The 20,977-nt window shown below is 66.4% G+C and carries 20 protein-coding genes; 11 read left to right on the forward strand and 9 right to left on the reverse strand.

Annotated elements, in window-relative coordinates:
* Positions 1-68: 68 nt before the first annotated feature.
* Both ACQPZ2_RS41075 and pdxH read right to left on the reverse strand, forming a co-directional pair.
* Positions 69-1,370 (reverse strand): MFS transporter, encoded by a 1,302-nt coding sequence (locus ACQPZ2_RS41075; RefSeq protein WP_433523284.1) that lies wholly within the window; start codon positions 1,368-1,370, stop codon positions 69-71.
* A 109-nt stretch (positions 1,371-1,479) separates the two neighbouring features.
* Positions 1,480-2,184, reverse strand: coding sequence for a pyridoxamine 5'-phosphate oxidase (gene pdxH, locus ACQPZ2_RS41080; protein WP_063047570.1), 705 nt, complete (start codon positions 2,182-2,184; stop codon positions 1,480-1,482).
* A gap of 190 nt (positions 2,185-2,374) precedes the next feature.
* On the opposite strand from pdxH, the gene ACQPZ2_RS41085 reads away from it, so the two are divergent.
* The 4 genes from ACQPZ2_RS41085 (at position 2,375) to ACQPZ2_RS41100 (ending at position 8,361) form a co-directional block, all read left to right on the forward strand.
* Positions 2,375-3,523, forward strand: a complete 1,149-nt coding sequence (locus ACQPZ2_RS41085; protein ID WP_063047564.1) for a citrate synthase 2 — start codon at positions 2,375-2,377, stop codon at positions 3,521-3,523.
* Positions 3,524-3,892: 369 nt separating this feature from the next.
* A complete protein-coding gene (locus ACQPZ2_RS41090) occupies positions 3,893-4,768 on the forward strand; it encodes a polysaccharide deacetylase family protein (RefSeq protein WP_433523285.1) in 876 nt (291 codons plus the stop codon).
* Between the two features lie 285 nt (positions 4,769-5,053).
* Entirely contained in the window at positions 5,054-7,774 is a 2,721-nt protein-coding gene (locus ACQPZ2_RS41095; RefSeq protein ID WP_433523286.1) for an ATP-binding protein, read from the forward strand.
* Positions 7,771-8,361: a GTP-binding protein gene (locus ACQPZ2_RS41100; protein ID WP_063047681.1), complete on the forward strand. Its 591-nt coding sequence runs from the start codon at positions 7,771-7,773 to the stop codon at positions 8,359-8,361. Before ACQPZ2_RS41095 ends, ACQPZ2_RS41100 begins: the two co-directional genes overlap by 4 nt.
* A gap of 31 nt (positions 8,362-8,392) precedes the next feature.
* Here ACQPZ2_RS41100 and ACQPZ2_RS41105 read toward each other — a convergent pair whose 3' ends face one another.
* Positions 8,393-9,037 carry a hypothetical protein gene (locus ACQPZ2_RS41105; RefSeq protein WP_433523287.1) on the reverse strand — a complete coding sequence of 215 codons (645 nt, stop codon included), beginning with the start codon at positions 9,035-9,037 and terminating at the stop codon, positions 8,393-8,395.
* Positions 9,038-9,101: 64 nt separating this feature from the next.
* On the opposite strand from ACQPZ2_RS41105, the gene serC reads away from it, so the two are divergent.
* The 3 genes from serC to ACQPZ2_RS41120 all read left to right on the forward strand — a co-directional run bounded on the left by serC (position 9,102) and on the right by ACQPZ2_RS41120 (position 12,735).
* A complete protein-coding gene (serC, locus tag ACQPZ2_RS41110) occupies positions 9,102-10,226 on the forward strand; it encodes a phosphoserine transaminase (RefSeq protein ID WP_063047679.1) in 1,125 nt (374 codons plus the stop codon).
* Between the two features lie 200 nt (positions 10,227-10,426).
* A complete protein-coding gene (gene sepH, locus ACQPZ2_RS41115) occupies positions 10,427-11,554 on the forward strand; it encodes a septation protein SepH (RefSeq protein ID WP_433523288.1) in 1,128 nt (375 codons plus the stop codon).
* Positions 11,555-11,991: 437 nt separating this feature from the next.
* Positions 11,992-12,735, forward strand: a complete 744-nt coding sequence (locus ACQPZ2_RS41120) for a DUF6928 family protein (RefSeq protein WP_433523289.1) — start codon at positions 11,992-11,994, stop codon at positions 12,733-12,735.
* A 145-nt stretch (positions 12,736-12,880) separates the two neighbouring features.
* Here ACQPZ2_RS41120 and ACQPZ2_RS41125 read toward each other — a convergent pair whose 3' ends face one another.
* From ACQPZ2_RS41125 to ACQPZ2_RS41140, 4 genes are read right to left on the reverse strand one after another with little or no spacing between them, the layout of a single operon-like run.
* Entirely contained in the window at positions 12,881-13,192 is a 312-nt protein-coding gene (locus ACQPZ2_RS41125) for a DUF2537 domain-containing protein (RefSeq protein WP_433523290.1), read from the reverse strand.
* On the reverse strand, positions 13,189-13,992 hold the full coding sequence (locus tag ACQPZ2_RS41130) for a TrmH family RNA methyltransferase (RefSeq protein WP_433523291.1): 804 nt from the start codon (positions 13,990-13,992) through the stop codon (positions 13,189-13,191). Before ACQPZ2_RS41130 ends, ACQPZ2_RS41125 begins: the two co-directional genes overlap by 4 nt.
* On the reverse strand, positions 13,980-14,264 hold the full coding sequence (locus ACQPZ2_RS41135) for a hypothetical protein (protein ID WP_433523292.1): 285 nt from the start codon (positions 14,262-14,264) through the stop codon (positions 13,980-13,982). The genes ACQPZ2_RS41130 and ACQPZ2_RS41135 overlap by 13 nt, the downstream gene beginning before the upstream one ends.
* A gap of 24 nt (positions 14,265-14,288) precedes the next feature.
* A complete protein-coding gene (locus tag ACQPZ2_RS41140; RefSeq protein WP_433523293.1) occupies positions 14,289-15,191 on the reverse strand; it encodes a M23 family metallopeptidase in 903 nt (300 codons plus the stop codon).
* Between the two features lie 202 nt (positions 15,192-15,393).
* Here ACQPZ2_RS41140 and ACQPZ2_RS41145 point away from each other — a divergent pair, with 202 nt between their 5' ends.
* Both ACQPZ2_RS41145 and ACQPZ2_RS41150 read left to right on the forward strand, forming a co-directional pair.
* On the forward strand, positions 15,394-16,599 hold the full coding sequence (locus ACQPZ2_RS41145) for a GNAT family N-acetyltransferase (protein ID WP_433523294.1): 1,206 nt from the start codon (positions 15,394-15,396) through the stop codon (positions 16,597-16,599).
* Positions 16,600-16,973: 374 nt separating this feature from the next.
* Positions 16,974-17,402, forward strand: a complete 429-nt coding sequence (locus ACQPZ2_RS41150) for a YccF domain-containing protein (RefSeq protein WP_433523295.1) — start codon at positions 16,974-16,976, stop codon at positions 17,400-17,402.
* A 25-nt stretch (positions 17,403-17,427) separates the two neighbouring features.
* Here the strand turns inward: ACQPZ2_RS41150 and ACQPZ2_RS41155 are convergent, their stop codons facing one another.
* Complete coding sequence (locus ACQPZ2_RS41155) at positions 17,428-17,865, reverse strand: MarR family winged helix-turn-helix transcriptional regulator (protein WP_063047673.1); 438 nt, start codon at positions 17,863-17,865, stop codon at positions 17,428-17,430.
* A 63-nt stretch (positions 17,866-17,928) separates the two neighbouring features.
* Between ACQPZ2_RS41155 and ACQPZ2_RS41160 the strand changes: the two genes are divergently transcribed.
* Positions 17,929-18,165 (forward strand): DUF2530 domain-containing protein, encoded by a 237-nt coding sequence (locus ACQPZ2_RS41160; RefSeq protein WP_433523296.1) that lies wholly within the window; start codon positions 17,929-17,931, stop codon positions 18,163-18,165.
* Between the two features lie 9 nt (positions 18,166-18,174).
* Here ACQPZ2_RS41160 and ACQPZ2_RS41165 read toward each other — a convergent pair whose 3' ends face one another.
* Positions 18,175-20,232: a neutral/alkaline ceramidase gene (locus ACQPZ2_RS41165; protein WP_433523297.1), complete on the reverse strand. Its 2,058-nt coding sequence runs from the start codon at positions 20,230-20,232 to the stop codon at positions 18,175-18,177.
* 127 nt (positions 20,233-20,359) lie between these two features.
* On the opposite strand from ACQPZ2_RS41165, the gene ACQPZ2_RS41170 reads away from it, so the two are divergent.
* On the forward strand, positions 20,360-20,974 hold the full coding sequence (locus ACQPZ2_RS41170; protein ID WP_387286241.1) for a TetR/AcrR family transcriptional regulator: 615 nt from the start codon (positions 20,360-20,362) through the stop codon (positions 20,972-20,974).
* The last annotated feature ends 3 nt before the right edge of the window (positions 20,975-20,977 follow it).

Genomic DNA, 20,977 nt, shown 5'->3' on the forward strand with positions numbered 1-20,977 from the left:
CGCTAGTCGCTGCTCGCACGGCCCGAGAACGAGGGTGCCCACCGGTCGACCTCACAAACAACTTCGCGTCAGGTGAGGTTTGTCGCGCTGTCGGACACCGGCACCGAGTGCGACCTGGCGACGCGATAGCGCACGAAGGCCGGGAACACGAGCGCAGCCAGCGACACCCCGATAACGACCAGCACACCGCCGCCCGCCGCGGCAACCGCGGTACCCAGGGCCGCTGCGGCAAAACCGTGGGCAACATCACCGATGCGCGGGCCACCCGCGACGATCACAATGAACACTCCTTGCAGGCGGCCGCGCATCTCGTCGGTGGTGACCGCCTGCAGCATGGCGATGCGCAGCGCGGCCGAAACCATATCCACCGCGCCGCCGAAGGCCGAGCAGGCCAACGCGATCCACAGTCCCGGCCCGATACCGAGGCCGTGACCGGTCCAGCCGACGGCGACGCCGAAGCCGACCATGGCCACCCCCCAGAGCGCGATGCAGACCACCACCGCGAAACCCTGGCGGCGCACGTGCGAGATCCAACCGGAGAACACTCCGCCGAGCACCGCGCCGACCGAGATGGAGGCGAACAGCAAGCCGAGCGCGACGCCGCCGCCGGACGGATCACCGAAGGTCTCGTGCGCGATCTGCGGATAGAGCGCGCGCGGCATGCCGAACACCATGGCGATCACGTCGACCACGAAGGAGGCGAGCAGGATGCGCTGCGTCGCCAGATAGGCGAAACCGTCCAGGACGGTGCGGAATCCGGCCTTGCGCGCGGTTCCGGTCGGTGGGATGGCGGGCAGCCGCCACACCGCCCAGATGGTGGCGAGCAGTGCGATCGCGTCGATCAGATACAGGGTGGACAGACCGACGACGGGGATCAGCACACCTGCGAGCACCGGCCCGGCAATGGCGCCGGTCTGCTGCACGGTCATGCTGAGCGCACTGGCGGCGGCCAGATGTTCGGTGGGCAGCAACCGCGGGATGGCGGCGCTGCGGGTGGGCTGATTCACCGCGAAGAGCGCCTGCTGCACGGCGAAAAGTCCGAGCACGATCCAGACGTTGTCGAGTCCGGCCGCGGCCTGCACCCAGAAGGCGAGTGCGGTCACACCGGTACCGCAGTTGGTGATGAGCATGAGCTTGCGCCGGTCCATCACATCGGCCAGCGCACCGCCCCACAGACCGAACACGATCAGTGGGACCAGGCCGAACAGACCGGCCAGGCCGACATAGCCGGAGCTGCCGGTGATCTCGAAAATCTGCTGCGGCACGGCCACCACGGCCAACTGTGAACCGATGACGGTGACGATGTTGCTGGTCCACAACCGTCGGAAATCGGGATAGCGCAGCGGGGTGGTGTCGGCGAGCAGTTTCACCGACCGCAGCGTAACGAGTCGGTCAGCAGCTCAACAATGTTGGGGTTTGGCGATTCAGCATCGCGGAGCGATTCGATGAGGGGTGGTGGTCGGGTGACGGGTGGGCTCTCTAAGGTTGTAGTCGGTCGACCGTCATGACATCGCCGCTGATCCGCACCCGGATCCGATTGTGCAGCCGACCTCGGCGGCCCTGCCAGAACTCCACCTCGTCGGGGCGGATCAGGTAGCCGCCCCAGTGCGGCGGCACCGGGATCTCGTCGACGTCGGCGAAGCGTGCGGTGGTCTCGGCCAGGGTGCGATCGAGTTCGGCGCGGGAGGCGATCGGCCGGGACTGCCGCGAAGCCCAGGCGCCCAGCTGCGAATCGCGTGGCCGGGAGCGCCAGTAGACGGCGGTCGTCTCGGCGGAGACCAGCTCGACCGGCCCACGCACGTGCACCTGTCGACCAAGCGCGGGCCAGACGAAGGTGGCGGCTGCGAATGGAACGCCCGCCAGCTGGTTGCCCTTGGCCGAGTCGTAATTCGTGTAAAAAGTCACACCTTCCGGCGAGAGGCCTTTACACAGCACCGTTCGTGCGACCGGACGCGGTCCGACATCGGTGAGTGCGACGGTGGCGACAACCATGGCATTGGGCTCGGGAATGCCGACCGCGGTGGCCTGTTCGATCCAGTGCCGCAGCAGCGGCTCCCAGCCGCCTGCCAGCCAGGTTTCGTCCAGATCGGTGTCCTCACCGCTGCCGAATGGCATGCCGCCGTAGTCGACTCGCATGGCGGCCAAATCGGTCGCCGGGAAAAGAACCCGATCATTTGCGGCCATTTCCTGACCGAGAGATGAATTGTCCAGGTCACGCATGGGCCAGACGTTACTCCGCGGTAGCAGGGAGCTAAGGTTTTGTTGATCGGCATGTGCTCGGCGAGCCACACCCCTCATCGACGAGAACAGGCCTTTTCCAGCGACCCGCAAGCAGTCGCGAAGGAACGAACCGAAGTGCAAGGAGAGTCACAGAATGACTACCAGCCATGCGGTGCCCAGTGGGCAGACCGCCGTACCCCCTGATTTCGTCAGCGGCCTCGAAGGCGTGGTGGCATTCACCACCGATATCGCCGAGCCCGACAAGGACGGCGGCGCGCTGCGCTACCGCGGCGTCGATATCCAGGACCTGGTCGGCTCACGGGTGACCTTCGGCGATGTGTGGGCACTGCTGGTGGACGGTGAATTCGGTCGCGGCCTGCCGCCCGCGGAGCCGTTCCCGCTGCCGGTGCACACCGGTGACGTGCGCGTCGACGTGCAGGCCGGACTGGCCATGCTCGCCCCGATCTGGGGCTACCAGCCGCTGCTGGACATCGACGACGAGACCGCGCGGGAGAATCTGGCGCGCGCCTCGGTGATGGCGCTGTCCTATGTCGCGCAGTCCGCGCGCGGCATTTACCAGCCCGCGGTGCCGCAGAAGAAGATCGACGAGTGCACCACGGTGACCGAGCGTTTCATGACCCGCTGGAAGGGCGACCCGGATCCGCGGCACACCGAGGCCATCGACGCCTACTGGGTTTCCGCCGCCGAGCACGGCATGAACGCCTCCACCTTCACCGCGCGGGTCATCGCCTCGACCGGCGCCGATGTCGCCGCGGCGCTGTCCGGTGCGATCGGCGCGATGTCGGGTCCGCTGCACGGCGGCGCACCCGCGCGCGTGCTGCCGATGATCGAGGCCGTCGAAAAGTCCGGTGACGCACGCGCTTTGGTCAAGGGCATCCTGGACCGCAAGGAAAAGCTGATGGGCTTCGGCCACCGGGTGTACCGGGCCGAGGATCCGCGTGCCCGCGTACTGCGCGCCACCGCGCAGCGCCTGAACGCCCCGCGTTTCGAGGTCGCCGCCGCGCTGGAGCAGGCCGCGCTCGCCGAACTGCGCGAGCGTCGTCCGGACCGCGCCATCGAGACCAATGTGGAATTCTGGGCGGCGGTCATCCTGGACTTCGCCGAGGTCCCCGCGCACATGATGCCCGCGATGTTCACCTGTGGCCGCACCGCTGGCTGGTGCGCCCACATCCTGGAGCAGAAGCAGCTGGGCAAGCTGGTCCGCCCGGCCGCCATCTACACCGGCCCCGGCCCGCGCCAGCCGCAGGACGTCGCAGGATGGTCCGCCATCGCGCACGTGTAGCTGTGTTTTTGGCCGCGTGGCCGCGGCGTGTTCGCGGCCTCCTGGTGTCTCGCGTCCGAGCCGTCGAGACTCGCGACTTCGTCGCATGCGCTTCGACGACTCGGACGCGAGACGGGCCGCGAACGGGTCGCTCGTAAGACTCGCTCCGTTGTGGTCACTGGTGGCGGGTCGGTCGGCACCCGATGCGCGCACACCGGGTGGTCGAGTCCCGCGCCTGCGGCGCATGCGCTTCGATCGCTCGGACGCGAGACGGGCCACGAACGGGTCCCTCGTAGAACCGGCTCCGTCGGGGTTGGGTGAGCGAGCAATCTCGCTGCCGACATTCCGCGTAGCATCTCGGGGGACGCTGTGAGAGAGAGTTAACGGGGAATGCTGGATAGGAACGTGTCGCGGCGGCGGCTGATCGGATTCGGTGCCGCGGCTGCGGCTTTCGTCGCTGGTTGCAGTACCGACAAGGGCAGTACGACTACCGCGCAATCGAGAACGACCACCGCTGCGAACGCCGTTGACGTGCAGGCCATTCCGAGATCCCCGTTGCAGCAGGCCCCCGCGGCCAACTCCCCCGCGGCGGTGGCCGCCCGGCACGCCGGTGCGCAACCGACGCGGTGGGGCATGGAGATGGACGGCATCACAAGCACTTTCGCGGCGACCGGCAAACAGATGGCGGTCACCTTCGACGCGTGCGGCGGGCCCGGAAATAACGATATCGATGAGACACTGCTGAATCTGCTCATCTCCCAGCAGATTCCGGCCACGCTCTTCCTCAATAAACGCTGGATCGACGCGAATCCCGGTCGTGCCGCGCAATTGGCCGCCAATCCGCTGTTCGAGCTGGCCAATCACGGTGTGGCACACAAGCCGCTCTCGGTGACCGGCCGGGCCGCCTACGAAATCCGGGGCACCGGCTCGCCGCAGGAGGCCGCCGACGAGGTCTGGGCCAATCACGAACGGCTCACCTCCCTGCTCGGCAAACCGCCGCGGTTCTTCCGCGCGGGTACCGCACACTATGACGATGTCGCGGTCGCGATCGTCAACGAATTAGGTGAGCGGCCGGTCGGTTTCAGCATCAATGCCGACTACGGCGCCACCGCGAGCGCATCACAGGTGCAGAATGCGATGAAAGCCGCCGCACCCGGTGCGATCTCGCTGGCGCATATGCACCGGCCGAATTCCGGAACGGCCGCAGGCATGACGGCGGCGCTGCCCGCGCTGCGATCGGCGGGGTTCACCTTTGTCCATCTCTGAGCACCGTTGCCGCCCGTAGCCGGGCTCGGCAGGCCATCGCGCCGGTGAGCCGCGGGGTGCAATTATTACGGTATGGAGTGCACGCCCCCGGGATCGCGCCAATAACGCGCAACCCCCGGCGGCGAGCCAGTATGGTACCGATGCTGACCGGTGTCCCGATGTCAGCCGACCGCCTGCCGGTCGCTCGAAAAAACAAAGGTGAGACGGATTGCGGCCGTGCACCGGGCATTTCGCCAGCGCGAGGTGACCGGATCGGCCCGATCCGAGCGGAAGGCGGTATGTAGGGTGGCGCAGGGAATCTTCGCGCACACTCGATGGCGGAATCTCGAGCAATGGCGAGTCCGCTGGAAAGTCGGCGCGGCCGTTGCACTTCCGCTGGCCGCGGCCATTCTGCTCGGCGGTCTGCGCCTGACGGTCTTCTTCCGCGATTACTCCGAATACGACAGTGCGGCCGATCGCATCTCCGATATTCCGGCGATCACCGCACTCGAATCGGCGGCCTCGACCGTCGCCGGCGGGCAGGTCTACGGCACCACCACCGACCAGGACCTGGTCGAATTGTCAACGGCTATTACCGAAGCCACGGTGCGCGCCGGACGCAAGGGCATCGATGCGACGGTCGCCAGGGCGCTGAAGCAGATGACCGCGACCAGCGAGGTCATCCGCTCAGGCGGTAAGGGCGGCGGCGATCCGGTGAAGGCCATCGAGCTCAACAACGCCATCGTCGTCGATGCCGTCGGCACCGTGGACAAATTGCTCACCCCGATCGGCGTCGGCTCGGTCGTGGCCGCGAAGGCGCAGCTCTCCGATGTGCTGGTCGGCAAGGTCGAGGGCTTCAACTGGCTGATGGCGGCCATGACGGCGATCCAACAGCCGACCCAGTCCGAGAATTTCCAAATTGCGCAGGGACGCATCCTGGCCATGGGCGATGCGATCGAACGGGTAATGCCCGCGGCCAAGCCCGACCTCGATCGGGTGGTGCGGCCGAATAACGCCGTGCTCAAGGACATGATCGAGGTCGCGATGCGCACGCACGTCGTCGACCTGGTGGAGTTGCGGCGGCTGGCCATCGAATCCCGCGATGTCTTCACCGGATTGACGCGCCAGATCGTGCAGGGCGTCATCCACGATGTCGACGACAAGGTCGCCGAGGCCCGATCCGCGGCCGTGCAGGCCTCCCTGGTGGTACTCGGGACCGTGATCGCGGCGCTCGCACTCGCGCTGTGGGTCGCGCACTCGCTGCTGCAGCCGCTACGCAGGCTGCGGGCGGGTGCCAGCGAACTCGCCGAGAAGGACCTCCCGAGCGAGGTCGAACGGATCATGCGCGGCGCCCAGCTCGAGGACATCGAGGTGAAGCCGGTGCCGGTGCACACCGGTGAGGAGATCGGCGAAATCGCCCGCACCGTCGACGGTTTGCACACCCAGGCACTCAAACTCGCCGCACAGCAGCAACTGCTGCGCGATCAGGTCAACGACATGTTCGAGACCATGGCGCGGCGCAGCCAGACGCTGGTGGATCGCCAGCTCAGCATGATCGAGGCGCTCGAATTCGAGGAGAAGGATCCCGATCGGCTCGGCCAGCTCTTCCGGCTCGACCACCTGGCCGCGCGCATGCGGCGCAACAGCGCGAATCTGCTGGTACTGGCCGGAACGCGGTCGCGCCACGATCGCTCCGGACCGGTCGAGGTGCGCGATATCCTGCGCGCCGCGGTCTCCGAGGTCGAGGACTATCAGCGGGTCAAATCCGGTGCCACACCGGACGGTTGGGTCGCGGGCATCGCGGCCACCGATGTGGTCCATCTGATCGCGGAGATGCTGGAGAATGCGCTGCGGGCCTCACCGCCCGACAGCGATGTCACCTTCGCCTACAGCCGGACCTCCGAGGGCGGCCTGCTCATCGAGGTCATCGATGAGGGCATCGGCATCACGGCGAGCGAACTGAACGAGATCAACGAGCGGTTGGCGACGCCGACTGTGGCCACCGTCGCGACGACCCGGCAGATGGGCATGTTCGTGGTCGGCAAACTCGCCGAGCGGCACGGCATCACGGTTCGACTGCGCCGGACGCACGATCGCGCGCTCAGTCCGGGAATCACCGCGAGCCTGCACATTCCGCCCGCGCTGATCGAGGTGCCGTCGCAGGATGCGGAGGATCCGTCGACGCTGAAGCCGGTGATTCCGGTGCATCGGGACATGCTCGGCACCAAGGCGACGGCCGAGGCGGGCGCGGGTGTTGCCGGACCCGCGGCCAAGGCGGTCACACCTGTTGCCAAGGCCGAAACCCCGGCACGTCGGATCGGTGCGCCGCCGTCGGCGGCACCCAAGCCGGCCGAACCTGCGGCGGATGCGCCCGCGGCACCGCCGGTGATCACCAGTTATGGTCTGCCGAAACGGGTTCCGGGAGTCAACCGCAAGGGGCGGCGCAAAGCGGGCGGGGCTGCTGCGAAGCCGCCGAGCACCACCGCGACGGCCGGCGCGCCACCGCAGTCCGCTAGCGTGGCCGATTCGGGTCCCCCGACCGGGCCGCAGGAGCGGGTGGCGAAGACGACCTCGTTCTTCCAATCCGAAGAGGGGGATTCGGCGCAGACCGTCGAATCCGCTTCGAACGGGTCTGCGTCGAACGGATCGACGCAGCCCACCGAGGGGGAAGCGGCAACGCCGATTTTCGCCGGCATGATGTCGGCGTGGTTGGCGGATCCGACTACGGGGGAGCTACCGGTTTTGACGAATTGGCATTCGGCGGCGGATGAAGGCTGGTCTGCGGCAGAGCGGGCAGCGGATCCGACAATTACGGAAAGGACAACGTCCGGGCTACCGAAACGAGATCCAGGGAATCAGTTGGTGCCGGGTGGGGCCGAATCGGGGTCGGCGGCAACGGAATCTGCGGCGAGCACGCGCCGCGACCCGGAAACGATCCGCACAGGATTGAACCGGTATCAGCGGGGGGTACGTGACGGAAGAGCCACTGGTAAGTTGAAACCCCTTGCAGCCGAGGATGTTCGATGACCGCACCTGAACAAGCACCACCCGAGACCACATCCCGCGCGGTTTCGGCGAAAATCGTGATAGCCGGCGAGATGGGGGTCGGCAAAACTACGCTGGTCGGCGCGGTTTCGGATATCGTTCCGCTGAAAACCGAAGCGCTGATGACCGATCTGAGTTCCGAAATCGACGACACCTCGGCGGTCCCGGATAAGACGACCACCACGGTCGCCATGGATTTCGGTCGGATCACCCTGTCCGACGATCTGGTGCTGTACCTGTTCGGCACGCCCGGGCAGCACCGGTTCTGGTTCATGTGGGACGACCTCAGCCTCGGCGCGATCGGCGCGATCCTGCTGGTCGATACCCGTCGAGTGGACGAAAGTTTCGCCGCGGTCGACTATTTCGAAGAACTCGGACTACCGTTCCTGGTCGCGGTCAACGAATTCGAAGGCGCCCCCAAGTTTCCCGAGGAGGCCATCCGCGATGCCCTCTCGCTATCCGCCGATGTTCCGGTGATGATGATCGACGCCAGGGACCGGGAATCGGCCAAGACCGCGCTCATCGCACTGACCGGACACGCGCTGGCGCGGGTGAAAGCCAAGAGTTAGCGAAACGGCGGCTCGATGCCGAGCCGCCGCACTAATCCTCATCGAGGGAGGCAAGCCAGTCGACCGCGACGGATTCGCCGCGGTCGACGGTGAAGAAGGCGACCTCCAGATGTTGGCCCAGATCGACGAGGCCGATCGCGGCCAGCGGTACCGGTTGGATCAGGCGCACGCGCCACGGTTTCGCCTCATCCCAGGCACGCAGTTCGAGGTCCAGGCGCAGCACCGGGTCGTCGCGACCGGCGTAGTCGGCGGCGACCGGTGCGGCGGCGAGCACGGTGGCGTCGGCTCGGCGGCCGTCGGACAGGATCTTCGAAATGCTCGCCCGGCCGGTCTCGGCGATATCGGGCACGTAGAGCACCAGTCGGTCGCGATCGCCCGGATCGACCCGGCAGCCGACCACATCACTGGGCTGCATCCACTCCAGGTCGTCCTCGCGCATCCGCTGCCGCACCCGGGTTTCGTATGGCAGCGCACCTTCTACCTGCACTCGAACCCAGAAAACATGTCCGGGTTCACTGCGCCGCGGCCGAACGCCGAGTATGGTCGCCGAGCCGATCGCGCCGTGCATGAGCAACTCGCGCCGCTGCGAATCCGATAGCGCACCCGTGCGCAATCCGAAGTTCCGCGGCCCCCTGCTGCGCTCTCGCCACCCCGTGCTAGCCGACGCAAGGTTCATGAGCGATAACGTTAGCCGGAGTGTGGTCAGAGTCACAGCATTACCACCGTCTACCCTGTTGGCCATGACCGCTGAGTTCCCGATCATTCCCGACGATCTCAAGCCCGCCGACGGACGGTTCGGCTGTGGCCCCTCCAAGGTGCGCCCGGAGCAGTTGCAGTCTCTGGTATCCGTCGGCGCCTCGGTGTTCGGAACCAGTCACCGGCAGAAGCCGGTCAAGGATGTGGTCGCACGCGTACGCAGCGGCCTGCGCGAGCTGTTCGCGCTGCCCGACGGCTACGAGGTTGTGTTGGGCAACGGTGGCACCACGGCGTTCTGGGATGCCGCCGCCTTCGGTCTGATCCGCGAGCGCTCGCTGCACCTGACCAACGGTGAGTTCAGCTCGAAGTTCGCCGCGGTGGCCAAGGGCAACCCGTTCATCGGCGATCCGATCGTGGTCTCGGCGGAGCCGGGCAGTGCGCCCGAGCCGGTTTCGGACCCGTCGGCCGACCTCATCGGCTGGGCGCACAACGAAACCTCCACCGGTGTTTCGATCCCGGTGCAGCGTCCGGCGGGTTCGGAGAACGCGCTGATCGCCATCGACGCCACCTCCGGCGCAGGCGGTCTGCCGGTCAACATCACCGACGCCGATGTCTACTACTTCGCACCGCAGAAGTGCTTCGCCTCCGACGGCGGCCTGTGGGTCGCGCTGATGAGCCCGGCCGCACTGGCCCGGGTCGAGGAGATCAAGGCCTCGGGTCGCTGGACCCCGGAATTCCTTTCGCTGCCGATCGCGATCGACAACAGCACCAAGGATCAGACCTACAACACCCCCGCACTCGGCACCCTGCTGCTGTTCGCCGACCAGATCGAGTGGATCAACGGCAACGGCGGACTGGACTGGGCCGTCAAGCGGACGCTGGATTCGTCGTCGCGGCTGTACTCCTGGGCCGAGTCGAGCTCCTTTGCCACCCCTTACGTCACGGATCCGGCGCACCGCTCACAGGTCGTCGGCACCATCGACTTCGCCGACTCGGTCGATGCGGCCGCCGTCGCCAAGGTGCTGCGCGCCAACGGAATCGTGGATACCGAGCCCTACCGCAAGCTCGGCCGCAACCAGCTGCGCGTCGGCATGTTCCCCGCCATCGACCCAGAGGATGTTTCGCAGCTGACGCGTAGCATCGACTGGGTTGTCGAGAAGCTGGGGTAAATCGCGCTCGGTCATTGCGACACGCCCACTTTCGACACGCCGTATCTTGTAGCGCAGCGAGTTGAATAGAGCAGATTAGCGGGGCGCGGAGGGTCTTTCGCAGATTTCCGCCCCGCGTGTCTTGCCTCGAGATCATCAGTAGTGCACTACTGTTTCGGAAAGTGGGCGGTGTCGCGAGCCGACGCGATAAGGAGGTAACGGTGCGTGAACTTCGAGTGATCGGGGTGACGCCCGACTCCACGCACATCGTGTGCATCGACACCGAGACCGGCACCAAGTACCGGCTGCCCGCCGACGACAAGCTTCGAGCCGCAGCACGCGGAGACCTTGCCCGATTCGGCCAGATTGAGATCGAGATGGAAGCAACTATGCGTCCCCGCGATATTCAAGCTCGTATCCGTGCCGGGGCATCCGTTGAACAGGTCACCGAAGAATCCGGTATGCCGCTGAGTCGCGTGGAGCGATTCGCCTATCCGGTGCTGTTGGAGCGGGCCCGCGCCGCCGAACTCGCGCAGAAGGCGCATCCGGTGCGCGCCGACGGTCCGGCCGTGGAGATCCTCATCGATATCGTCACCGCCGCGTTCACCGAGCGCGGGCACACGCTCGAGAATGCCGAGTGGGATGCCTGGAAGGACGAAAAGGGCTTCTGGGTAGCGCAATTGCAGTGGCAGAACGGCCGTTCCGAGATCGCCGCGCATTGGCGCTACCAGCCCGACGCGCACGGCGGCTCGGTTTCCCCGCTCGACGATCCGGCCTCGGATCTGATCGATCCCGACTTCGGCCGTGCCCTACGCGGGCTCGCCACCATCCTGCCGCCGCAGGCGGAGATCGAGGCGCCGCCGGCGCCCGAACCGCCGGTAGAGACCCGGCCGGTGGAACCCCGTCCGGCCGAGGCGCGTCCGGCACGCGAGGCCGCGGCGGCACCGGCGCGTCCGGCAGCCCGGACCCAGCCGACGTTGGACGAGTACTACGAGCAGCGTTCCGTCGCGGCCGGCGGTAGCAGTACGCCGGTCAGCGCGGGTGGTGCGGCAGCCGCGATTCCGGCCGCCGCGAGCACGAATGCCATTCCGGCCGCGAGCGGTTCCGCTGCGGTCACCGCCGGGACGAATACGGCTCCGGCCGCCGGTGGAGCTCCGGCTGGTGCGGCCACCACCCCGCCCGCGCCCGCTGCTGCCCCGACCAAGACCGCAAAGCCTGCCGCCAAGCCCGCCGCTTCCGAGGAAGCGGCGAAGAAGGCGCCCGCTAAAGCAGCTCGGAACAAGCGAGGGAAGGCGCCGATGCCGTCCTGGGAGGATGTGTTGCTCGGGGTGCGCAGCTCAGGGCACTGAGTTTCGTTCCTGCGTAGGGGTTTCAGGGCGCAGGCATCGCATCGTGGCTCCAGCAGCGATGGATTCCCTCTCGGGTACGGACCGCCGGCCCCCGGACGCGCTTTGAACCCAGCCAAACTTTCACCCAGTCGTGGGCGCCACTTCAACCCTCACCAAGATCAAGTGGACATGGTGGCGGGGACTTCTCGGGCGATGCCGCCGTAGCTTCCACCTGATCTTGATTCCGGGCACTGTTTGCTGCGAATTTCTGAGGCCTGTTGGCGTGTTCGAGTGCGGAAGGGCCGACGTTGGCGCGGGAGTGCGGGTAGATTTTTCGGGGTGTCGTCGATTTGATCAGTCGACGTCGGGTGGTTCACGGTAGCGGGAGTTGCTAAGGGCGCCGTGGGTTGCTCGAAGTTTGCGGAGCTGTTTGGTGCAACCATCGGGAGGTGCCGGAAATGCTGTCCAAGGCTTCGTCTCTCTGGTACGTCGACGCACAGGATCCGTTGGCGATACTCCGCGCGAACCACGATCCGGACCCCGAAGCCGCGCTCGCGCTGGCGAAACAGCTGCACACCGACCACGATGTCATGCCGATCATGGTCGGCACGCTGGGCGGTTGCGCCGGACCGGATGCCGACGAGGTGTACATCGGCTGCTACCCCGGAGTCACCGTGGTGTGCTCGGCACAGGCCGCGCGGGCGCACCCGACGGCGCTGGCGGAATTGCTGGTTCGCCCGCTCGCCTCGGAGCACACCTATCTGATCTCGTTCGACGCACATCACGGCTGGGGCGCGTTCGCGCATTGGGAGCGTGGCGAATTCCGGCGCTCGTTCAGCTCGACGCGGGTGAACATCCTGGAGGACGAGGGCCTCCCGCTGGTGTGGGAGCGTTCGTATTGGGCCGGTGATCATCCGGTGCGGTGGCAGGCCGGGGAACTGCCCGACCCGCAAACCCTCCCCTTCGACCCGCCCGATTTCGCCGACGCCGCCAATAACGAATGGCTCGGCTTCCACTATCGCGCCCCGGCCCCCGAAGGCGCATTGGTACCAGGCGATATCGCGGTCTGCGGATTCACCCTCTACCCCAAGGGCCAGGCACCCGACCCCGCCGACCTGATCCCGCTGGGAGAGCACAACGGCGACATGAAACCGAGACGCGGTCTGCTCGACTGGCTGCGCGGCAAGGATCGCGTCTCGTGAGCGCGCGCAACTGGCTTTGCCACCACGTCGTGTAGATCGCTAGGCCGACGGGCATACCCAGCTGGCTCGCGGCAGACCGCCACCCCAACTCACACTTCACCCCCAGCCACAGAGGTCGCGAGCCGCACCGGGCCGACGAGGTCTGCTACCCCGACAGACCGCCGATGATCAAGACGCACCAGCCGAGCAACACACCAGCCGCACCCCCACCGACGACCCACCGGGTCACCGGTGCCAGGCGCCAACGCCAGGCGGTGGGTGCGGCGCCGCCGACCGCGACGAGATTGACCAGGATCGCAAGCAGCGGATGGACGTCCGCCAGCGCCGAGCCGAATGCGTACACCGCGACGGCCGTCAGCAGTGCGACCATGGTCGCGACGGTGAGTCCGGCGGCCCACGGGGTCGGATCCTGGTACGGCTGGTAGGGCCGATACGCCCCGTTCGGGAAGTAACTCACGACGTCCTCACCCGTTCATAGAACGCCATGGCGGCCGCGGTCGCCACATTGAGCGAATCCGTGCCGGGTGACATCGGGATGCGGGCTCGAATGTCAGTGGCGCGCATGGCTTCCTCGGTCAATCCGGGTCCCTCCGCGCCGAGCAGCAGCGCCACCCGCTCCCCCGTCATCGCCGTCGCCAAATTCACCGCAGCCGGGTTCGGGGTGAGTGCGATGATCTGGAATCCGTTGCTCCGCAACACATCCAGCCCCTCCGGCCACTTCGGCAGTTGTGCGAACGGCACCCGCAGCACATGCCCCATCGACACCCGCACCGCACGCCGATACAGCGGATCGGCGCACCGATCGCCGAACAGAATCGCCTCGACGCCGAGTCCGGCGGCATTCCGGAACATCGAGCCGAGATTCTCGTGATCGTTCACACCCTCCAGAACCGCGACCGTGCGGGCCCGCTCGATAACGTCGTCCACGGTCAACTCCGCGGGCCTGCGCGCCACCGCGAGCACCCCGCGATTGAGATGGAACCCGACCACCTGCGCCATCACCTCGGCGCTCGCCCGGTAATACGGCACATCGATCCGCGCCAGCTCCTCCACGAGTTCCACCCGCCGCTTCTCCACCCCGAGCAGCGCACTCGGCCGAAACCGCGAATCCAACATCCGCTGGACGACCACCACCCCCTCCGCGATCACCAACCCCTTGCGCCCCGGCAGATCCGGCCGCCGATCCGCCGACTTCAGATCGCGAAAGTCATCGACCCGCGGATCAGCGGGATCGTCGATATCGATCACATCAGCCACGACATCATCCTGCCGCGCCGACCCCGCCCGGCCACAATCGGATCCATCATCGGCCCGACACCCGTCGCCGAGATCTCCGAGACCAGAATGACCTGCAGTGTCGACATCTCCGGCTGCGGGCGCGTCGTCAGCAACATGAACTGGAAGCGAGCCCCGGGTCGACCGGACTGTGCCACGACAGTGCGGACAAAAGCCTCCAGCAGTTGGTAGCCGGGACTCTCGAGGACCTGGCCGAAGTCACCGTTCGAACGGTGTGCCGATCCGAGAATCATGCACCTCAATGGTCCTTCGCGCAGCTAGATCGGCTGATTTGCGTGTCCGGTTCGGACCGTGACAACCGCGCCGCGCGGAAAGCGTCGACGAAAGCCCCGGAAAACCAGGCGGCGCGGCTCCCCGGCGCATTCCGCGTGAATGTGCAGGTGGGGTTCGGTGGAGTTACCGGAACTTCCGATGGCACCGATTCGCTGGCCCACCTCGACGTGCTGTCCGGCCTCGACCGCGACACTGCCGCGCTGAAGATGGGCGATGACGATCAATTCCTTGCCATTGTCGATGACGACCTCGTTTCCACCTGCCCGGCGGAAATCGCGATCGTCGTCCGGCGTGTCATCCGCGGCTTCGCGCACCCACCCGGAACATGGCGCGTAGACATCCGCCCCGAATGCCAGATAGTCCTCGATTCGCCGCGCCGACAGCCGCTTTCGGGTCTGTCGCCACGTCGAGAGACGGATGATATCCAAGGCGGCCCGCTCACTCCGCACAATCCAATGGTGGTTCCACAACCGACCGTCACCCTCGACGATCAGCCATCGGCCGGGGCCGAGCGGAAATACCAACTCCTGATCTACCGGCTCAGCGATCGCCCGTCCGAGCGAAACGAACTTCGCCGACACCACCGCGACCACGAGCGCCGCGGCGATCGATGGTCCCGGTTCCAGGAATCCACCGGTAACGCGGGGAACCCGCACCACGGCCACCACCGATACCGCGAGCGCGAGCAACTCGAGGTGCAGGGCGGGAAAGGGCGCGGTCCGCAAGCTGGGCGCGAGAAATTCGTGCGTCAGGACCAACATGGCGATGACGGTCAGAACACCGGCGAGCCACTGCCCTCCGGTGTCGGCGAGCCAGCTGCGCGACACCGCACCCACCAGCACAACCGGCCAGATGAAATCACCGAATAGCTGTGCTGCCGAACGCATCACACGATGCTACCTACGGCTTCCGCTGCGATAGCCACGGTCGGTGGACCAGTGCATCGGCTCCGATCATGCAGCCCGCTCAGACGGGGCCGGTTCGAGAAGCGGTCCACTACTTTTGTTCGGGTGCGGGTTGGGCGTCGATCCGTACGAAGTGGCGGTAATTCGGGTGCGGGCGGGTCGGGGGGCGTGCGATCGTCGAGGGATGACGCTGATACCCGGCATCACCATCCGGTCGGCCACCGAGGATGACGTGGCGGCCATTCAGTTGCTCGGCGACACCTCGTTCGGGATGCGCGGCGAGCCGGAGTATGCGGAATTGCGGGCGCGGGTCTTTCCGACCGAAAAGGCGATCGTCGCGATCGAAGACGGGCGCGTCGTCGGACATGCCAGGTCCACTCGGATGACGCTGACCGTGCCCGGCGAGCGCACGGTCGAGGCCTGCGGAATCGCCGGGGTCGGCGTCGCGCCGACGCACCGGCGGCGCGGAATTCTGCGGGCCATCTACATCGAGCAGCATCGGCGCACCGAGGCGGCCGGGCTCCCGCTGACCATGTTCACCGCGAGTCAGGGCGCCATCTACGGCAGGTTCGGATACGGGCCGACGATTCGGCAGAACGCGGTCTCGATCGACCGGCGGTTCGTCGAATTCCTGCCGTCCGCCCCCGATCCGGGCGGCGTGGTGCTCAGCACCACGGCCGATGCGGGCGAGCAGCTACGTGCGATCTACGACCGCTGGCGGCGTCTGGTGCCCGGTGCGCAGGCGCGTCCCGAGGCGCGCTGGCAGATGGACCTCTCCGATTCGCCCGCGTTCCGCGACGGTGGCACCGAGCTCTTCGCATTCCTGCACCCGGACGGTTATGTGCTGTATCGCTACCACCGCCGCGAACAAGGCAAGTCCGCGGTGGTCGAGGAGATGCGCGCGGTAACCTCGGAGGCGCAGATCGCGTTGTGGCGGGCACTATTCGGGTTGGAGCTGTGCACTCACGTCGAGGCGTCGATCACCGACAACGATCCGCTGCCGTATCTGCTCACCGATCTCCGACTGGTGCGCACGAAGGCGCGCTTCGACGATTTGTGGTTGCGGCTCATGGATGTTCCCGCGGCGCTGACCGCTCGCTCATACCTGCGCGACCTCGATATCGTTCTCGCAGTGCAGGATCCGTTCCGCGACGCGGGCGGCACCTTCGCGCTCACGGTGCGCGACGGCATCGCCGAATGCACACCCAGCACCCGCCCACCCGACTTCGAACTCGGCATCGACGTCTTGGCCTCCATGTACCTCGGCGCCTACCCGGCCCGCGTCTTCGCCGCCGCCAACCGCCTGCAGGCCAAGGACGCCGTGCAACTACGCGCCCTCGACGAAGCATTCGGCGCGGAACGAGACGCGGTACTCGGCTGGTTCTTCTGAGCTGGGCTGTCTTTGCTGGGCCAGCCAAGTCCCGATGGATCGGGTTGGTCGCGCAGCCGGTCTGCACCCGCGGAGCCGGGTCGTCTCCGCCGCACGACCGGCTCTCGGGTCGAGCTGAATCTGTGAGCCGGGCTCGGGTCGACCAGCCGCGATTTCGGGGCTTTCCCACGAGCCCGGCCGCCTCGGGGCCTGAGACGGCCTGCGTTTGCCGAACCGAGCAGTTCTGGGCGGTCGGATCCGTGATGACCGCCGTTCCGTGCCGAGGCGGCTGGTCGGCCGGTCGGGGCGCTGATTTCGCTGATCAGGGATATCCCTGAGCCGACCTCGTACTCCGGAGTGATGTCGGAGGCTCGGTGGGCTGGCATGCTGGATTCATGAAGCCGATTCAGCTGGTGCTCAATATCCTGTGGCTCGTAATCGTGGGGTTCTGGATGGCGCTCGGCTACATTGTCGCGGGCATCATCTGCTGCGTTCTGATCATCACGATCCCCTGGGGTATCGCTTCGTTCCGGATCGCGACCTATGTGCTCTGGCCGTTCGGACGCACCACGGTCGAAAAACCCTCCGCGGGTGTCGGATCGATGATCGGCAACATCATCTGGTTCATCGTCGCCGGTTGGTGGCTGGCGCTCGGCCACCTGCTCACCAGCATCCCGCTGTTCATCTCGATCATCGGCATCCCGTTCGGCTGGGCGAACCTCAAACTGATCCCGATCTCCCTGTTCCCCCTCGGCCGCGAAATCGTGGACAGCGACCAGCCGTTCGGTGCCCAATACGCCCGGGGTGGTTACCCACCTCGTTAGCAACCAGTGCCCGGGGTGGGTTCGGTTACTCCGAGTCGTCGACGAGTTGCTTCATGATGCCGACGGCGCGCGTCAGCACGACCAGTTGTTCGTCGGTGAGGGTTGAGAGCTGTTCGGTCATCCAGGCCTCGCGGGCGCTGGTTTCGTCGGCGATCAGTGCGCGACCCGCATCCGAGAGCGACACGATGATCTGGCGGCCATCGGTCGGATGCGGCTTGCGCTCCACCAATCCCAGATCGGACAGCGAGGCGATCACGCGCGTCATCGACGGCGGCTGTACGCGCTCCTTGGCGGCCAGCGCGCCCGGCGTCATCGCCCCTTCTCGATGCAGGGTGGCGAGCGCGGAGAGCTGCGTCAGCGAAATCTGGGCGTCGGCGCGCCGCCCCCGCAGATGTCGCGTCAAGCGCACCACCGCGAGCGACAGCTCACCGGCGAGAGCTCGAACATCCGATGGCGTTGTCACAGAGCAGAACGATACGGGACACGCTCGCCGGTGACCGCCTCTTCCCGCGGCTACGCTGTGACTGTGCCCCAGAATGTCCCGCAGATCCCGCCGCGCTTCACCGATCCACGGCCGGTCCTCGCGGTCGGCAGCGCCCTCTGGCTGATCGCCACCGTCGTCGTGTGGACCAGCGACCGCTGGGAATCCGCCCGTCCGGTGTGTCTGATGGGTATGGCCGTCGGCCTGCTCGGCTACACGATCTTCGCGATCCAGCGCCGGGGCGTCCGCCGCGGCGACAAAGGCGCGCAAACCGGACTTTGACCGCCTGCCTCAGCTCACTTCGAACTCGTTGGTGATACCGGTGAAGGGGTGCAGGGTGCCGTCGGGGCTCAGACTGTCGGCGAAGTGTTGCATGCGGTAGGTGCCGGGGGCGGCGTCCGTCGGGATGTCCCAGGTGAAGCGGGCTACGGATGCGGCCGGTCCACGCTTGCTCCAGTAGAAGCGGACGGCCCATTCGCCCTCGTTGGCGACGCGGACCCAGTCGCCGGATGCGTTGCGGCGCTGCACTTCCAGGAAGGTGCCGTTGCGCCGGGGGTTGTGTTTCGGGTGGGCGGAGACGAATTCGGCGGCGGCCTGGGTGCCGGACACGTACGAGGCGGCGGGCTGGGTCAGGACATCGCCGAATCCACGACCCGACGGTGTGGTGTCCGGGCCGGGTGCGGGTTGGAAGTTCGGCTGCAGGTTGGATACGTCGCGCGGCGCCGGACCGCGCGGGACCTGCTGACGGACGGCGAAAGCCGTTGCCAGACGGGTGAACTCCTGCTGGTAGGCGGGCAATGTATAGCGTCCGAACAGGGTTGAGCCGCCCTCGTACTGCTGGGAGTCGTATTCCTCCGGGGTGGTGACGTATTCGTGGTACGCGTTCGCGTAGCCCTGCATCAGCACCTGCTCCAGCGGAACGCCGAGCGCGGCGGCAACAGCTCGGCGGATGCGCAGTCCGGCGACGATGGTGAACTCTGCACCGCCGCAGGCCAAGTAGAGCTCACCGATCCGAACAATCTGGATCGGCACCACATTCGGCACCCACGGCACCGGCGGCAACAGCCCGAGCGGCGCGATGATCGCCTTGGGCGCCTGCGCATCCGCGAGCCAGGACGGTGCTGGCTGGCGCGGGTCGCCGAGCGCATCAATGAACGGATTGCGCACACCCTCGGGGATCGGGATACCCGGCAGGCCGGGACCATCCTCGACGCTGCCCGCGATGAGCGAGACGCCCGCGGCGGCGGGCGCGGTATGGCGCGGTTGGCCGTCAGGTGTGAATCCGCCGTCGACGGCGATATCGGCCAAGTCGATATAACAGAGCATCGAATCGACCGGACCGCCGATGGACTGTGCACCCGACAACGCGGTTTTCGAGGCGCGGTACTGACGCTCGCCGATGATGCGGGTGTTGTCGAACTCGTTCCGGGTCGGTCCCGAACCGGGTTGCAGATCGAGATTCGGGGACATATCCCCCGCGTTGGTCTGCGCGAACGCGGCGACGAAATCAGCGGGGCCATCGAGATAGCGAACGCCGTGCTCGGCGTGTTCATACGAGAACGACGCGTAACCTTTGTTATCCGCGCTGATCAGTCGGTTCTGGTTGGTCATCGAGGTGTTGTGCGTGGCGAACCAGGTGATTGCGCCGACTTGTTTGCCGCCCTTGACGAATGACAGTGCGGTGACCGCCGGGTCGACGGCATTCGGGAAGTGCTGTTTATCCGCATCCGGATTGCGTTCGAAGGCAACTCGTGATCGGTTGACGCTCGCGTCGTGCAGTTCGGCGCGACCCAGCGAAAGCGTACCCGGTCCGAGATCGGCGTGCGCGGCGGCGATCGCCTCCACAATGCCGTTCACCTCGGCGTCGTATACCTGCTGTTGAAAACCCAGAATCGACAGGTTATACGCGTAATCGTTGCTGGAGCCGCCACAGGTCGCATGCGAATGCGTCGAGGTGAGCGCGACGTTCTGTTCGGTGTACAGATCACCGAAGCGGCGGGCGAGTTCGAGCATGACGCCGCGATGCACGGACTGGAAAATCATGCCGTTCTCCGCTACCGCGAACACGATTCGACGCGCACCACTGTCGATGATGAATGCGCGAGCGCGCGGGCGCAGATGGATGCCCGCCGTCTGCTGCTCGAACTGTGAATAGCCCATCATTCCGCATTCGGCGGCCGGGCCGGTGATATCGGAAAGCCCGAGTCCGATGCGGTAGCCACCCGATTCGGGAGCCGCGGCGGCCGGTGCGCCGAGCGCCGAAGTCACACCCGGCACCGTGCCCGCTGTCGCGAGCGCGGCGGAACCCATCGCGGTTCGGGCCAGCACCGTTCTGCGTGACACCGGCATGCGCGTCTCCCTTCGATCCCGTGCTGAAGCGAACCACACAACTGGACAATCGTCCAGTCGAGATTTTCGGCCCTGCGAATTGACTGTGGCGGAGTTGCGGACTTAACTCCCTTGGGTGTCCTCCCGATTGAGCGTCGAAGAACGACGGGCCCACCTTATCGAGGCAGCCATCGGCCTTGCCGAGAAAAAGGGCGTCGCGGGCGTGACCACGCGCGATGTCGCTCAGGCAGCCGGTGTTTCGCTCGGTGTGGTGCATTACTGTTTCGAAAACAAGGACGCGCTGATGACCGAGCTGGTCAAGGCGTTGTCGATGGAATTACGCGATTCTGTCGATGCCAACGAAACAGTTTGGCAAGACGTCGGAAGTGGAAAAGAAGCGCTTCAAAAATTGGTGCGCGCCGGACTGGAACTGATGTGGCTCAACATTGAAGCCACACCGGAACGACAACTGCTCACATACGAAACCACGACATATGCGCTACGCGAAGGGGAATCGACTCCCGCGAAACTCGCGATAGCGCGCGAACAGTACGCATTCAACGACACCACGGTCGCCGACATCCTCGACCATGCCCGCGATGCCACCGGTTGCCGGTGGTCCGTGCCGGTGCCGACGCTGAGCCGCTTCACCTTGAATGTGATCGACGGTGTCGTGCTGCGCTGGTTGGTCGACAACGACAGCGAAAGTGTGCGCGGACAACTGGATCTGCTCAGCGAGATGGTTGCGAACTACGCGGTGTAGGTC

The sequence above is a fragment of the Nocardia pseudovaccinii genome, from assembly GCF_050942345.1.
Classification (GTDB): Bacteria; Actinomycetota; Actinomycetes; order Mycobacteriales; family Mycobacteriaceae; genus Nocardia; species Nocardia pseudovaccinii.

Excerpts from the sequence above, each read along its gene's own strand:
- pdxH (WP_063047570.1), bottom strand. The coding sequence starts at position 2,184 with ATGGCCGCAAATGATCGGGTTCTTTTCCCGGCGACCGATTTGGCCGCC.
- ACQPZ2_RS41085 (WP_063047564.1), top strand. The coding sequence starts at position 2,375 with ATGACTACCAGCCATGCGGTGCCCAGTGGGCAGACCGCCGTACCCCCT.
- ACQPZ2_RS41090 (WP_433523285.1), top strand. The coding sequence starts at position 3,893 with ATGCTGGATAGGAACGTGTCGCGGCGGCGGCTGATCGGATTCGGTGCC.
- ACQPZ2_RS41100 (WP_063047681.1), top strand. The coding sequence starts at position 7,771 with ATGACCGCACCTGAACAAGCACCACCCGAGACCACATCCCGCGCGGTT.
- ACQPZ2_RS41105 (WP_433523287.1), bottom strand. The coding sequence starts at position 9,037 with ATGAACCTTGCGTCGGCTAGCACGGGGTGGCGAGAGCGCAGCAGGGGG.
- serC (WP_063047679.1), top strand. The coding sequence starts at position 9,102 with ATGACCGCTGAGTTCCCGATCATTCCCGACGATCTCAAGCCCGCCGAC.
- ACQPZ2_RS41120 (WP_433523289.1), top strand. The coding sequence starts at position 11,992 with ATGCTGTCCAAGGCTTCGTCTCTCTGGTACGTCGACGCACAGGATCCG.
- ACQPZ2_RS41135 (WP_433523292.1), bottom strand. The coding sequence starts at position 14,264 with ATGATTCTCGGATCGGCACACCGTTCGAACGGTGACTTCGGCCAGGTC.
- ACQPZ2_RS41140 (WP_433523293.1), bottom strand. The coding sequence starts at position 15,191 with ATGCGTTCGGCAGCACAGCTATTCGGTGATTTCATCTGGCCGGTTGTG.
- ACQPZ2_RS41145 (WP_433523294.1), top strand. The coding sequence starts at position 15,394 with ATGACGCTGATACCCGGCATCACCATCCGGTCGGCCACCGAGGATGAC.
- ACQPZ2_RS41150 (WP_433523295.1), top strand. The coding sequence starts at position 16,974 with ATGAAGCCGATTCAGCTGGTGCTCAATATCCTGTGGCTCGTAATCGTG.
- ACQPZ2_RS41165 (WP_433523297.1), bottom strand. The coding sequence starts at position 20,232 with ATGCCGGTGTCACGCAGAACGGTGCTGGCCCGAACCGCGATGGGTTCC.